The organism is Citrobacter sp. CK185 (assembly GCF_030333565.1).
Lineage (GTDB): Bacteria > Pseudomonadota > Gammaproteobacteria > Enterobacterales > Enterobacteriaceae > Citrobacter_B > Citrobacter_B koseri.
The window spans coordinates 919,306-932,455 of the sequence record NZ_JAOWFR010000026.1 but is presented as its reverse complement, the minus strand read 5'-3'; the positions used below and the strand labels follow the sequence as shown (position 1 = coordinate 932,455).

The window sequence follows — 13,150 nt, the reverse complement described above, 5'->3', positions numbered from 1 at the left end:
GCGATAAGTCATTCGATTAACGCTTAGTCCCTGACTAAGCCAACTGGAAGCATGCTGACTATGGCTACGATTCATGTAGACGGCAAAGAATATGAGGTCAACGGCGCAGACAACCTGCTACAGGCATGTCTGTCCCTCGGCCTTGATATTCCGTACTTTTGCTGGCACCCGGCGCTGGGTAGCGTCGGTGCTTGCCGCCAGTGTGCGGTGAAGCAATATCAAAACGCGGAAGATACGCGTGGTCGCCTGGTGATGTCTTGTATGACGCCTGCCACCGACGGCACCTTTATTTCTATTGATGACGAAGAAGCGAAACAGTTCCGCGAAAGCGTGGTGGAATGGTTAATGACCAACCACCCGCACGATTGTCCGGTCTGTGAAGAGGGCGGTAACTGCCACCTTCAGGATATGACCGTGATGACGGGCCACAACTTCCGTCGTTACCGTTTCACTAAGCGTACTCACCGCAACCAGGATTTGGGGCCGTTCATCTCTCACGAAATGAACCGCTGCATCGCCTGCTACCGCTGCGTGCGTTACTACAAAGACTACGCAGACGGCGCGGATCTGGGCGTATATGGCGCGCATGACAACGTCTACTTCGGTCGTCCTGAAGACGGTACGCTTGAAAGCGAATTCTCCGGCAACCTGGTAGAAATCTGCCCGACCGGCGTATTCACCGACAAAACGCACTCCGAGCGCTATAACCGTAAGTGGGACATGCAGTTTGCGCCAAGCATCTGCCAGCAGTGCTCCATCGGTTGTAACACCAGCCCGGGCGAGCGCTACGGCGAACTGCGTCGTATCGAGAACCGTTACAACGGGACCGTTAACCACTACTTCCTCTGCGACCGTGGTCGTTTCGGTTATGGCTATGTGAACCTGAAAGACAGGCCTCGTCAGCCGATTCAGCGTCGTGGCGATGACCTGATCACCCTCAACGCCGAGCAGGCGATGCAGGGCGCGGCGGATATTCTGCGTCAGTCGAAGAAAGTGATCGGCATCGGTTCTCCGCGCGCCAGCGTTGAGAGCAACTTCGCGCTGCGTGAACTGGTGGGCGCGGATAACTTCTATACCGGTATCGCTCAGGGCGAGCAGGAACGTCTGCAACTGGCGCTGAAAGTGCTGCGCGAAGGCGGCATTCATACTCCGGCGCTGCGTGACATCGAATCTTACGATGCGGTACTGGTGCTGGGCGAAGATATTACCCAGACCGGCGCGCGCGTTGCGTTGGCGGTTCGCCAGGCGGTGAAAGGCAAAGCGCGTGAAATGGCGGCGGCCCAGAAAGTGGCCGACTGGCAGATTGCGGCCATCCTCAACATCGGCCAGCGCGCTAAGCATCCGCTGTTTGTGACCAATGTTGACAACACCCGTCTGGATGACATCGCGGCATGGACTTACCGTGCGCCGGTGGAAGATCAGGCGCGTTTAGGCTTTGCCATCGCTCATGCGCTGGACGACAGCGCACCGGTGGTCGACGGCATCAGCAGCGATTTGCAGAACAAAATCGACGTCATCGTTCAGGCGCTGGCGGGTGCGAAGAAACCACTGATTATCTCCGGCACCAACGCCGGTAGCGCGGAAGTGATTCAGGCGGCCGCCAACGTGGCGAAAGCGCTGAAAGGCCGTGGTTCGGATGTCGGCATCACCATGATTGCCCGCTCGGTCAACAGCATGGGGCTGGGCATGATGGGCGGTGGTTCGCTGGATGACGCGTTAACCGAACTGGAAACCGGTCGTGCCGACGCTGTCGTGGTGCTGGAAAACGATCTGCACCGTCATGCAAGCGCCGTTCGCGTAAATGCCGCGCTGGCAAAAGCGCCGCTGGTGATGGTGGTTGACCATCAGCGCACGGCGATTATGGAGAATGCGCATCTGGTGCTCTCCGCCGCAAGTTTTGCGGAAAGCGACGGTACGGTCATCAACAACGAAGGCCGCGCGCAGCGTTTCTTCCAGGTTTATGACCCGGCCTATTACGACAGCAACACCGTGATGCTGGAAAGCTGGCGCTGGCTGCACTCGCTGCACAGCACCGTGCAGAACCGCGAGGTGGACTGGACGCAACTGGACCACGTTATTGACGCCGCGATCGCCGCAATGCCGCAACTGGCGGGCATTAAAGATGCCGCGCCGGACGCGACCTTCCGCATTCGCGGGCAGAAACTGGCGCGTGAGCCGCACCGTTACAGCGGTCGTACCGCGATGCGCGCTAACATCAGCGTTCACGAGCCGCGTCAGCCGCAGGATAAAGACACCATGTTCGCCTTCTCAATGGAAGGGAACAACCAGCCGGGCGCGCCGCGTTCGCAGATTCCGTTTGCCTGGGCGCCAGGCTGGAACTCCCCGCAGGCGTGGAACAAGTTCCAGGATGAAGTGGGCGGCAAACTGCGTCATGGCGATCCGGGCGTGCGTTTGATTGAAGCATCTGAAAACGGTCTTGATTACTTCACTACCGTTCCGGCCAGCTTCCAGGCACAGGATGGTCAGTGGCGTATCGCGCCGTACTATCACCTGTTTGGCAGTGACGAAATGTCGCAGCGCTCTCCGGTCTTCCAGAGCCGTATGCCGCAACCGTACATCAAACTCAACCCGGCTGATGCCGCGAAGTTGGGCGTGAATGCGGGAACGCGCGTTTCCTTCAGCTACGACGGCAATACGGTAACGCTGCCGGTTGAAATTGCTGAAGGCTTAACGGCAGGGCAGGTCGGATTGCCGATGGGTATGCCTGGCATCGCGCCGGTTCTGGCGGGCGGTCGTCTTGAGAATCTGCAGGAGGCGCAACAATGAGTTGGATTACACCGGATCTGATCGAGATCCTGCTGAGCATTCTCAAAGCGGTGGTGATCCTGCTGGTGGTGGTCACCTGCGGGGCATTCATGAGCTTTGGCGAACGTCGTCTGCTGGGTCTGTTCCAGAACCGTTATGGGCCAAACCGCGTTGGCTGGGGCGGTTCGCTCCAGCTGGTCGCGGACATGATCAAAATGTTCTTTAAAGAGGACTGGATCCCGAAATTCTCGGATCGCGTCATCTTTACCCTGGCGCCGATGATCGCTTTTACCTCGCTGCTGCTGGCGTTCGCTATCGTTCCGGTTAGCCCTACCTGGGTTGTCGCTGACCTGAACATCGGGATTTTGTTCTTCCTGATGATGGCGGGCCTGGCGGTGTATGCGGTGCTGTTCGCCGGTTGGTCGAGCAACAACAAATACTCGCTGCTGGGGGCGATGCGTGCATCAGCACAGACGCTCAGCTACGAAGTGTTCCTCGGGCTTTCCCTGATGGGCGTGGTGGCGCAGGCCGGTTCATTTAATATGACCGACATCGTCAACAACCAGGCTGATATCTGGAACGTTATTCCGCAGTTCTTTGGTTTTGTCACCTTTGCCATCGCGGGCGTGGCGGTGTGTCACCGTCATCCGTTTGACCAGCCGGAAGCCGAACAGGAACTGGCCGATGGTTATCACATTGAATACTCCGGTATGAAATTCGGTCTGTTCTTCGTGGGGGAATACATCGGTATCGTTACTATCTCCGCACTGATGGTGACGCTGTTCTTCGGTGGCTGGCATGGCCCGTTCTTACCGCCATTCATCTGGTTCGCGCTGAAAACCGCGTTCTTTATGATGATGTTCATTTTGATTCGTGCGTCGTTACCGCGTCCTCGTTATGACCAGGTAATGTCCTTCGGCTGGAAAGTCTGCCTGCCGTTGACGCTCATCAACTTGCTGGTAACGGCGGCTGTCATTCTCTGGCAGGCGCAATAAGGGGCACAAAGACCATGACCTTAAAAGAATTGTTAGTAGGCTTCGGCACCCAGGTACGCAGTATCTGGATGATCGGCCTGCATGCGTTCGCGAAACGCGAAACGCAGATGTACCCGGAAGAGCCGGTCTATCTACCGCCTCGTTACCGTGGCCGTATCGTGCTGACGCGCGACCCGGACGGCGAGGAGCGTTGCGTTGCCTGTAACCTGTGTGCGGTAGCCTGCCCGGTAGGCTGTATCTCGCTGCAAAAAGCAGAGATGAAAGATGGTCGCTGGTATCCTGAGTTTTTCCGTATCAACTTCTCACGCTGCATTTTCTGCGGCCTGTGCGAAGAAGCCTGTCCGACGACGGCCATTCAGCTCACCCCCGATTTTGAAATGGGTGAGTACAAGCGCCAGGACCTGGTTTATGAGAAAGAGGATCTGCTGATCTCCGGTCCGGGCAAATACCCGGAATATAACTTCTACCGGATGGCAGGTATGGCAATCGACGGCAAAGATAAGGGCGAAGCAGAGAACGAAGCCAAGCCTATCGACGTCAAGAGCCTGTTACCGTAAGGAGAGGGGCAATGGAGTTCGCTTTTTATATCTGTGGCCTGATCGCCATTCTCGCAACCTTGCGAGTCATCACCCACACCAATCCGGTACACGCGCTGCTGTATCTGATTATTTCGCTGCTGGCGATTTCCGGGGTGTTTTTCTCGCTGGGCGCTTACTTTGCCGGTGCGCTGGAAATTATCGTTTATGCGGGCGCCATCATGGTGCTGTTCGTGTTCGTGGTCATGATGCTCAACCTCGGCGGTTCGGAAATCGAGCAGGAACGCCAGTGGCTGAAACCGCAGGTGTGGATTGGCCCGGCGATTTTGTCGGCCATCATGCTGGTGGTGATCGTGTACGCCATTCTGGGCGTCAACGACCAGGGTATCGACGGTACGCCAATTAGCGCCAAAGCGGTCGGTATCTCGCTGTTTGGGCCTTACGTTCTGGCGGTCGAACTGGCCTCTATGCTGCTGCTGGCCGGTCTGGTTGTCGCCTTCCACGTCGGTCGCGAAGAGCGTGTGGGCGAAGTGCTGAGCAACCGTCCTGGTGACAGCGCGAAAAGAAAAACGGAGGAGCACGCATGATCCCCTTACAACATGGACTGATCCTCGCGGCGATTTTATTCGTGCTGGGCTTAACCGGTCTGGTTATCCGCCGCAATCTGCTGTTTATGCTGATTGGGCTGGAAATCATGATTAACGCCTCCGCGCTGGCCTTCGTGGTCGCCGGAAGCTACTGGGGCCAGACGGATGGTCAGGTGATGTACATTCTTGCCATCAGCCTTGCGGCTGCGGAGGCGAGTATTGGCCTGGCGCTGTTACTGCAACTTCACCGCCGTCGCCAGAACCTGAACATCGATTCAGTAAGTGAGATGCGTGGATGAACATGCTTGCCTTAACCATTATTCTGCCATTGATTGGCTTTGTATTACTGGCGTTCTCTCGCGGTCGCTGGTCGGAAAACCTCTCCGCGACCGTGGGCGTCGGCTCCATTGGCCTGGCGGCGCTGGTGACGGCGTTTGTCGGCGTTGACTTCTTCGCTAACGGCAAGCAGGCGTTCAGCCAGCCGCTGTGGACGTGGATGTCGGTGGGTGATTTCAACATCGGTTTCAACCTGGTGCTGGACGGCCTGTCGCTGACCATGCTCTCGGTAGTGACCGGCGTGGGTTTCCTGATCCACATGTTCGCCTCCTGGTATATGCGCGGTGAAGAGGGATACTCCCGCTTCTTCGCCTACACCAACCTGTTTATCGCCAGCATGGTTATTCTGGTGCTGTCCGATAACCTGCTGTTGATGTACCTCGGCTGGGAAGGCGTGGGTCTGTGCTCCTATCTGCTGATCGGTTTCTACTACACCGATCCGAAGAATGGCGCAGCGGCAATGAAAGCGTTTGTTGTGACCCGCGTGGGTGACGTGTTCCTCGCGTTTGCGCTGTTCATTCTGTACAACGAACTGGGCACCCTGAACTTCCGCGAAATGGTGGAACTGGCGCCAGCGCACTTCGCCGACGGCAACAACATGCTGATGTGGGCGACGCTGATGCTGCTGGGCGGCGCGGTAGGTAAATCTGCGCAGCTGCCGTTGCAGACCTGGCTTGCAGACGCGATGGCGGGCCCGACGCCTGTCTCCGCGCTGATCCACGCCGCGACGATGGTTACCGCCGGTGTTTACCTGATTGCCCGTACCCACGGCCTGTTCCTGATGACGCCGGAAGTGCTGCATCTGGTGGGGATCGTTGGGGCGATTACGCTGGTGCTGGCCGGTTTCGCCGCGCTGGTGCAGACCGACATCAAACGTGTTCTCGCTTACTCCACCATGAGCCAGATTGGCTACATGTTCCTGGCGCTGGGCGTCCAGGCGTGGGATGCGGCGATTTTCCACCTGATGACGCACGCCTTCTTTAAAGCGCTGCTGTTCCTGGCGTCCGGCTCGGTGATTCTGGCCTGCCACCACGAACAGAACATCTTCAAGATGGGCGGCTTGCGTAAGTCTATTCCGCTGGTGTATCTCTGCTTCCTGGTGGGTGGCGCGGCGCTGTCGGCTCTGCCGCTGATTACCGCCGGCTTCTTCAGTAAGGATGAGATTCTGGCTGGCGCGATGGCGAATGGTCATATCAATCTGATGGTTGCAGGTCTGGTCGGTGCGTTCATGACCTCCTTGTACACCTTCCGTATGATTTTCATCGTGTTCCACGGTAAAGAACAAATTCACGCTCATGCAGGGAAGGGGATTACGCATCACCTGCCGCTGATTGTGCTGATGGTACTGTCCACCTTTGTTGGCGCGCTGATTGTGCCGCCGTTGCAGGGTGTGCTGCCGCAGACGACCGAGCTTGAGCATAGCCGCGTGATGACCCTGGAAATTGCCTCCGGCGTGGTTGCGATTGTCGGCATCCTGATTGCCGCATGGCTGTGGTTGGGTAAACGTACTCTGGTGACTTCTGTCGCCAACAGTGCGCCGGGCCGTCTGCTGGGCACCTGGTGGTATAACGCCTGGGGCTTCGACTGGCTGTACGACAAAGTGTTCGTGAAGCCGTTCCTCGGCGTCGCCTGGCTGCTGAAACGCGACCCGCTCAATGCGCTGATGAACGTTCCGGCTATCCTTTCCCGCTTTGCAGGTAAAGGCCTGCTGCTCAGCGAGAACGGATATCTGCGCTGGTATGTGGCATCCATGAGCATCGGTGCGGTCGTTGTGCTGGCGCTGTTGATGGTACTGCGTTGAGTTTGAGGATTGTGGGTTGATGTCGGATGGCGCTGGCGCTTATCCGACCTACGGGAATCTGTAGGCCCGGTAAGCGTTAGCGCCACCGGGCAAAAAAGGCCGCAATCCGAAGTGAATTTTCTGTTGTGAGAATTCGTTGAAAATCAGGTCCTGATGGGACTTTAACAAGGAATAAAGATCGCCATGTTACTACCCTGGCTAATATTAATTCCCTTTATCGGTGGCTTTCTGTGCTGGCAGACCGAACGCTTCGGCGTGAAGGTGCCGCGCTGGATTGCGCTGATCACCATGGGACTGACGCTGGCGCTTGGCCTGCAACTGTGGTTGCAGGGCGGCTATTCACTGACGCAAGCCGCTGGCATTCCGCAGTGGCAGTCTGAGTTCATTCTGCCGTGGATCCCGCGCTTCGGCATCTCTATCCATCTGGCTATTGACGGTTTGTCGCTGCTGATGGTGGTGCTGACCGGTCTGCTGGGCGTTCTGGCGGTACTCTGCTCCTGGAATGAAATCGAAAAATATCAGGGCTTCTTCCACCTGAACCTGATGTGGATTCTGGGCGGCGTTATCGGCGTGTTCCTTGCCATCGACATGTTCCTGTTCTTCTTCTTCTGGGAAATGATGCTGGTGCCGATGTACTTCCTGATCGCGCTGTGGGGGCACAAAGCCTCTGACGGTAAAACGCGTATCACGGCGGCTACCAAGTTCTTCATCTATACCCAGGCGAGCGGTCTGGTGATGTTGATTGCCATCCTGGCGCTGGTGTTTGTACACCACAATGCGACCGGCGTCTGGACCTTCAACTACGAAGACCTGCTGAAAACGCCGATGTCGCACGGGGTGGAATACCTGCTGATGCTGGGCTTCTTCATCGCGTTTGCGGTGAAAATGCCGGTGGTTCCGCTGCACGGCTGGCTGCCGGACGCGCACTCCCAGGCGCCGACCGCAGGTTCCGTTGACCTCGCCGGTATTTTGCTGAAAACGGCGGCTTACGGTCTGCTGCGCTTCTCGCTGCCGCTGTTCCCGAACGCCTCCGCCGAGTTTGCGCCGATTGCGATGTGGCTGGGTGTGATTGGCATCTTCTACGGCGCGTGGATGGCCTTCACCCAGTACGACATTAAACGTCTGATTGCGTACACTTCCGTTTCGCACATGGGCTTCGTACTGATTGCTATCTACACCGGCAGCCAGCTGGCGTACCAGGGCGCTGTAATCCAGATGATTGCGCACGGTCTGTCGGCAGCGGGTCTGTTCATCCTGTGTGGTCAGCTGTACGAACGTCTGCATACGCGTGATATGCGTATGATGGGCGGTCTGTGGAGCAAAATTAAATGGTTGCCTGCGCTGTCGATGTTCTTCGCGGTGGCGACGCTCGGTATGCCGGGCACCGGTAACTTCGTTGGCGAATTTATGATTCTGTTCGGTAGCTACCAGGTGGTTCCGGTCATTACCGTGATCTCAACCTTTGGTCTGGTGTTTGCTTCCGTTTACTCGCTGGCGATGCTGCATCGCGCTTACTTCGGTAAAGCGAAGAGCCAGATTGCCAGCCAGGACATGCCAGGGATGTCGCTGCGAGAGCTGTTTATCATCCTGTTGCTGGTCGTGCTTCTGGTACTGCTTGGCTTCTATCCGCAGCCGATTCTGGATACCTCGCATTCTGCGATGAGCAACATCCAGCAGTGGTTTGTTAATTCCGTTACTACTACAAGGCCGTAAATCGCCATGACAATAACTCCACAACACCTGATTGCGCTGCTACCGCTGCTGATCGTCGGCTTGACGGTGGTGGTTGTGATGCTCTCCATTGCGTGGCGACGCAATCACTTCCTCAATGCCACGCTGTCGGTCATTGGGCTTAACGCCGCGCTGGTTTCGCTCTGGTTTGTCGGCCAGGCGGGCGCGATGGACGTCACCCCGCTGATGCGCGTTGACGGTTTCGCCATGCTTTACACCGGGCTGGTTCTGCTGGCGAGTCTTGCCACCTGTACCTTTGCCTATCCGTGGCTTGAAGGCTATAACGACAACCAGGAAGAGTTCTACCTGCTGGTGCTGATTGCCGCATTGGGCGGTATTCTGCTGGCGAACGCCAACCACCTGGCGGCGCTGTTCCTCGGTATTGAGCTGATCTCTCTGCCGCTGTTTGGCCTGATTGGTTACGCCTTCCGTCAGAAACGCTCGCTGGAAGCCAGTATCAAATACACCATTCTGTCTGCCGCAGCGTCTTCCTTCCTGCTGTTCGGTATGGCGCTGGTGTACGCGCAGTCTGGCAACCTGTCGTTTGTCGCGCTCGGTAAGAGCCTCGGCGACGGCATGCTGCACGAACCGCTGCTGCTGGCGGGCTTCGGTCTGATGATTGTTGGTCTCGGCTTTAAACTCTCGCTGGTGCCGTTCCACCTGTGGACGCCAGACGTATACCAGGGCGCGCCAGCGCCGGTTTCCACCTTCCTGGCGACGGCGAGCAAAATCGCTATCTTCGGCGTGGTGATGCGTCTGTTCCTGTACGCGCCGGTTGGCGACAGCGAAGCGGTACGTATCGTGCTGGGCGTGATTGCCTTTGCCTCCATCATCTTCGGTAACCTGATGGCGCTGAGCCAGACCAACATTAAGCGTCTGCTCGGTTACTCCTCTATCTCTCACCTCGGCTATCTGCTGGTGGCGTTGATCGCCCTGCAAAGCGGCGAGATGTCGATGGAAGCCGTCGGCGTCTATCTGGCCGGTTATCTGTTCAGCAGCCTCGGCGCGTTCGGCGTGGTCAGCCTGATGTCCAGCCCGTTCCGTGGCCCGGATGCCGATTCACTGTTCTCCTACCGTGGTCTGTTCTGGCATCGTCCGATCCTCGCGGCGGTGATGACCGTGATGATGCTCTCTCTGGCGGGTATCCCGATGACGCTGGGCTTTATCGGCAAGTTCTACGTCCTGGCGGTCGGTGTGCAGGCCAGCCTGTGGTGGCTGGTTGCCGCGGTGGTGGTTGGTTCCGCGATTGGTCTCTACTACTACCTGCGTGTTGCGGTAAGCCTCTATCTGAGCGCGCCGCAGCAGCTTAACCGCGATGCGCCGTCTAACTGGCAGTACAGCGCGGGCGGTATTGTGGTTCTGATCTCCGCGCTGCTGGTTCTGGTGCTGGGTATCTACCCGCAACCGCTGATTAGCATCGTGCAGTTAGCTACGCCGCTGATGTAAGCGAAAGCAGAAACGAAAAAACCCGCCGTGGCGGGTTTTTTTATGCCCTGAACGTCAGGACGTTAACTCAGCAACTGACGGCTGACCAGCGGCCCGCTGACGTTTTGCGCGGCGCGTTCCATTACTTCCTGAATCACCGACGACAGTTCGTTGACTTCAAACTTCGCGACATAACCATCCGCTTTGACTTTACGCACATGATCTTCGTTGGCGCTGCCGGAAAGGGAAGAGTGGATCACCACCGGAATTTTCTTCAGGCGCTCGTCGGTTTTGATCTTACGCGTCAGGGTGAAACCGTCCATCTCCGGCATTTCGAGGTCGGTCAGCACCAGAGCGATTTTCTCGCTAATTGGTTTGCCTTCCGCCTCCGCTTCTTTCGCCAGTTGCTGGATTTTCTCCCAGGCATCCTGACCGGTAACGTGCATCTGATGCGGGATCTCCATTGCATTCAGCCCTTTCTCCAGCATGGCGCGGGCAACTTTAGAATCTTCCGCCACAATCGCCACCGCACCCGGCGTGATGTTGAACTTGCTGGTTTTCAAATTGGTGGCGCGCAAGTCGTGATTTGACGGCACGATATCATAGAGAATTTGCTCTACGTCGAGTACCAGCGCCAGGTTGTTGGTCTCTTTGTCTTCATCCAGACAGGCAATGCTGGTGATATAGCGGCCGTTAACCGCTTTCTCGGCGGTATGCACCTGCTGCCAGTCCAGACGCATAATATTCTCGACGGACTCCACCGCAAATGCCTGTACGCTGCGCGCATATTCGGTGATCAGCAGGATGTTAAGCCCATTCTCCGGTTTACACCCGGCCACGGCGGGCAGGTCGATGACCGGGATCACCTGATCGCGGATGTTGACCATACCTAAAAGCGGGGCTTTCATTCCGGCAGGGCGCGTAAATGTGGGCATTGGCACAATTTCGCGCAGTTTGAATACGTTGATGCCAAATAGCTCCGACTTCTGCTCATGCAGCGATGTGCCGAGACGGAATAACAGCAGTTCAAAGCGGTTAGACAGGGTTAAGTTAGCCCTGTCATCAATATCTTTCTGGAAATTATCCATCGCATCCTCAATATGAAAGCCAGCCTTTTCTCTGTTATCGGCACTGAGGAAGAAAAATGGAGCGTTAAACCGTGAAAACGGCGAAATCGTGAGCCAGCGCAGTTGCGGGGAAGATCGCCTGACATTCTGCCAGCAGGCGTTGACTGCCTCTGTCGTCGTAACGCGAGCTGACGTGAGTAATGATGAGCTGGCCTACCTCGGCATCGTGCGCCAGCTGCGCGGCCTGCCTGGTGGAGCTGTGCCCACGGCTGTTGGCTTTTTCTTCCATTGAGGTATCCAGCGTTGCTTCGTGCACCATTACGTCCACGCCTTTTGCCAGCGTGATGGCCGACGCGCATGGCGCGGTGTCGCCAAATATCGCCACCGATTTCCCGGGCGTGGCTGGCGCGAGAAAATCGGCGCCGTTAATAACGCGACCATCGTTCAGGGTGACGGTTTTACCCGCTTTCAGATCCTGAAACAGCGGGCCGGGCTTCACGCCTGCCGCTTTTAGCGCACTGGCATCCAGCGCGCCGGGCTTGTCATGCTCTTCAATCCGATAGCCATAGCATTCAAGCGGATGCTCAAGCGCAAAGGCGGTCACTTTGCGCAGGCCGTCGTCCAGAATTTCGCCGGCGGTAATTTCAACGATCTCCAGCGGATAATCTGTCCAGGAGCCGCTAAGACGCAATGCGGTTTCGGTGAACTCGCGAATGCCTTTGGGGCCGTAAATCGTCAGCGGCTGTGCGTTTCCCGCCATCGAACGGCTGCACAGCAGACCGGGCAAACCGAAAAGGTGATCGCCATGCAGATGGCTGATGAAAATGCGATCGAGCTTACCTGGGTTGAACGCGGTGTTGAGCATCTGGTGCTGGGTGCCTTCACCGCAGTCGAATAACCATAGCCCCGCCTGCGTCGGGTGCTGTAAATTCAGTAATATGGCCGTGACATTACGCGTGCGGGTAGGAACGCCGGCAGAAGTACCTAAAAAAATTAATTCCATTATTTCATTACACGTTTAAAAAATATTCTGGCTAGTATAAAGCGAATACGTAAAAGGAGCGCACCATGATTCACTGGCAAGACCTGCATCATTCTGAATTATCCGTCCCGCAACTCTATGCGTTACTGAAATTGCGCTGCGCGGTATTTGTGGTTGAACAACAGTGTCCGTATCTGGATGTGGACGGCGATGACCTGGTGGGGGGGAACCGTCATATCCTGGGCTGGCATAACGATGAGCTGGTAGCGTATGCGAGGATTCTGAAAAGCGACGACGAACTGGAGCCGGTGGTGATTGGGCGTGTGATCGTCAGCGAAGCGCTGCGCGGCGAAAAACTGGGGCAACAGCTTATGGCGCAGACCCTGGCATCCTGCGAGCAACACTGGCCGGAGAAGGCGCTTTATCTCGGCGCACAGGCGCATCTGCAATCCTTCTATGCGCGATTCGGCTTTGTTCCGGTGACGGACGTTTATGACGAAGACGGTATCCCGCACATGGGTATGGCGCGCGAGGTTAGCCAGGTGTGATGTTCCGGTTTTGTCTATAGTTAGTGGGAACGTTAATCGAAAGGGAGAATATAATGTCTTTTCATTCTTATGGTTCACGTATTGATGACGACCTGGAACTCCTGAGCGAAACGCTGGAAGAGGTGCTGCGTTCCTCCGGCGATCCTGCCGATCAAAAATATGTTGAGTTAAAAGCACGCGCAGAACGGGCGCTTGAAGAGGTAAAAAATCGCGTCAGCCATGCGTCTGACAGCTACTATTACCGCGCAAAACAGGCGGTTTATAAAGCGGATGATTACGTGCATGAAAAACCCTGGCAAGGGATTGGCGCAGGCGCGGCGGTCGGCCTGGTGCTGGGATTACTGCTGGCGCGGCGGTAATGTAACCGGGATCGCAT

12 protein-coding genes are annotated in these 13,150 nt (G+C 56.7%); 10 read left to right on the top strand and 2 right to left on the bottom strand.

Going from position 1 to position 13,150, the window contains the following annotated elements; all coding sequences use genetic code 11:
• Nucleotides 1-60 precede the first annotated feature (60 nt).
• The 8 genes from nuoG to nuoN all read left to right on the top strand — a co-directional run bounded on the left by nuoG (nt 61) and on the right by nuoN (nt 10,198).
• Entirely contained in the window at nt 61-2,787 is a 2,727-nt protein-coding gene (nuoG, locus tag OGV79_RS19090; protein WP_047463972.1) for an NADH-quinone oxidoreductase subunit NuoG, read from the top strand.
• The gene (gene nuoH, locus OGV79_RS19085; protein WP_012131496.1) at nt 2,784-3,761 is read left to right on the top strand and encodes an NADH-quinone oxidoreductase subunit NuoH; all 978 of its coding nucleotides are present in this window, start codon (nt 2,784-2,786) and stop codon (nt 3,759-3,761) included. The genes nuoG and nuoH overlap by 4 nt, the downstream gene beginning before the upstream one ends.
• Before the next feature lie 14 nt (nt 3,762-3,775).
• Nucleotides 3,776-4,318, top strand: coding sequence for an NADH-quinone oxidoreductase subunit NuoI (gene nuoI, locus OGV79_RS19080; RefSeq protein WP_012131497.1), 543 nt, complete (start codon nt 3,776-3,778; stop codon nt 4,316-4,318).
• 11 nt (nt 4,319-4,329) lie between these two features.
• Nucleotides 4,330-4,884, top strand: coding sequence for an NADH-quinone oxidoreductase subunit J (gene nuoJ, locus OGV79_RS19075; RefSeq protein WP_012131498.1), 555 nt, complete (start codon nt 4,330-4,332; stop codon nt 4,882-4,884).
• Nucleotides 4,881-5,183, top strand: a complete 303-nt coding sequence (gene nuoK / locus OGV79_RS19070) for an NADH-quinone oxidoreductase subunit NuoK (RefSeq protein WP_000612644.1) — start codon at nt 4,881-4,883, stop codon at nt 5,181-5,183. Before nuoJ ends, nuoK begins: the two co-directional genes overlap by 4 nt.
• Nucleotides 5,180-7,021 (top strand): NADH-quinone oxidoreductase subunit L, encoded by a 1,842-nt coding sequence (gene nuoL / locus OGV79_RS19065; protein ID WP_012131499.1) that lies wholly within the window; start codon nt 5,180-5,182, stop codon nt 7,019-7,021. The genes nuoK and nuoL overlap by 4 nt, the downstream gene beginning before the upstream one ends.
• A gap of 183 nt (nt 7,022-7,204) precedes the next feature.
• Nucleotides 7,205-8,734, top strand: coding sequence for an NADH-quinone oxidoreductase subunit M (gene nuoM / locus OGV79_RS19060; RefSeq protein WP_012131500.1), 1,530 nt, complete (start codon nt 7,205-7,207; stop codon nt 8,732-8,734).
• A gap of 6 nt (nt 8,735-8,740) precedes the next feature.
• A complete protein-coding gene (gene nuoN, locus OGV79_RS19055; RefSeq protein ID WP_012131501.1) occupies nt 8,741-10,198 on the top strand; it encodes an NADH-quinone oxidoreductase subunit NuoN in 1,458 nt (485 codons plus the stop codon).
• A gap of 62 nt (nt 10,199-10,260) precedes the next feature.
• Here nuoN and OGV79_RS19050 read toward each other — a convergent pair whose 3' ends face one another.
• Both OGV79_RS19050 and rbn read right to left on the bottom strand, forming a co-directional pair.
• Entirely contained in the window at nt 10,261-11,265 is a 1,005-nt protein-coding gene (locus tag OGV79_RS19050; protein ID WP_012131502.1) for a chemotaxis protein, read from the bottom strand.
• A gap of 64 nt (nt 11,266-11,329) precedes the next feature.
• Complete coding sequence (rbn, locus tag OGV79_RS19045) at nt 11,330-12,247, bottom strand: ribonuclease BN (RefSeq protein ID WP_286468806.1); 918 nt, start codon at nt 12,245-12,247, stop codon at nt 11,330-11,332.
• Between the two features lie 65 nt (nt 12,248-12,312).
• Here rbn and OGV79_RS19040 point away from each other — a divergent pair, with 65 nt between their 5' ends.
• Nucleotides 12,313-12,774 carry a GNAT family N-acetyltransferase gene (locus tag OGV79_RS19040; protein ID WP_153258813.1) on the top strand — a complete coding sequence of 154 codons (462 nt, stop codon included), beginning with the start codon at nt 12,313-12,315 and terminating at the stop codon, nt 12,772-12,774.
• Nucleotides 12,775-12,827: 53 nt separating this feature from the next.
• Nucleotides 12,828-13,133 carry a stress response protein ElaB gene (gene elaB, locus OGV79_RS19035; RefSeq protein ID WP_012131505.1) on the top strand — a complete coding sequence of 102 codons (306 nt, stop codon included), beginning with the start codon at nt 12,828-12,830 and terminating at the stop codon, nt 13,131-13,133.
• Nucleotides 13,134-13,150 lie beyond the last annotated feature (17 nt).

Excerpts from the sequence above, each read along its gene's own strand:
- nuoG (WP_047463972.1), top strand. The coding sequence starts at position 61 with ATGGCTACGATTCATGTAGACGGCAAAGAATATGAGGTCAACGGCGCA.
- nuoH (WP_012131496.1), top strand. The coding sequence starts at position 2,784 with ATGAGTTGGATTACACCGGATCTGATCGAGATCCTGCTGAGCATTCTC.
- nuoI (WP_012131497.1), top strand. The coding sequence starts at position 3,776 with ATGACCTTAAAAGAATTGTTAGTAGGCTTCGGCACCCAGGTACGCAGT.
- nuoJ (WP_012131498.1), top strand. The coding sequence starts at position 4,330 with ATGGAGTTCGCTTTTTATATCTGTGGCCTGATCGCCATTCTCGCAACC.
- nuoK (WP_000612644.1), top strand. The coding sequence starts at position 4,881 with ATGATCCCCTTACAACATGGACTGATCCTCGCGGCGATTTTATTCGTG.
- nuoL (WP_012131499.1), top strand. The coding sequence starts at position 5,180 with ATGAACATGCTTGCCTTAACCATTATTCTGCCATTGATTGGCTTTGTA.
- nuoM (WP_012131500.1), top strand. The coding sequence starts at position 7,205 with ATGTTACTACCCTGGCTAATATTAATTCCCTTTATCGGTGGCTTTCTG.
- nuoN (WP_012131501.1), top strand. The coding sequence starts at position 8,741 with ATGACAATAACTCCACAACACCTGATTGCGCTGCTACCGCTGCTGATC.
- OGV79_RS19050 (WP_012131502.1), bottom strand. The coding sequence starts at position 11,265 with ATGGATAATTTCCAGAAAGATATTGATGACAGGGCTAACTTAACCCTG.
- rbn (WP_286468806.1), bottom strand. The coding sequence starts at position 12,247 with ATGGAATTAATTTTTTTAGGTACTTCTGCCGGCGTTCCTACCCGCACG.
- OGV79_RS19040 (WP_153258813.1), top strand. The coding sequence starts at position 12,313 with ATGATTCACTGGCAAGACCTGCATCATTCTGAATTATCCGTCCCGCAA.
- elaB (WP_012131505.1), top strand. The coding sequence starts at position 12,828 with ATGTCTTTTCATTCTTATGGTTCACGTATTGATGACGACCTGGAACTC.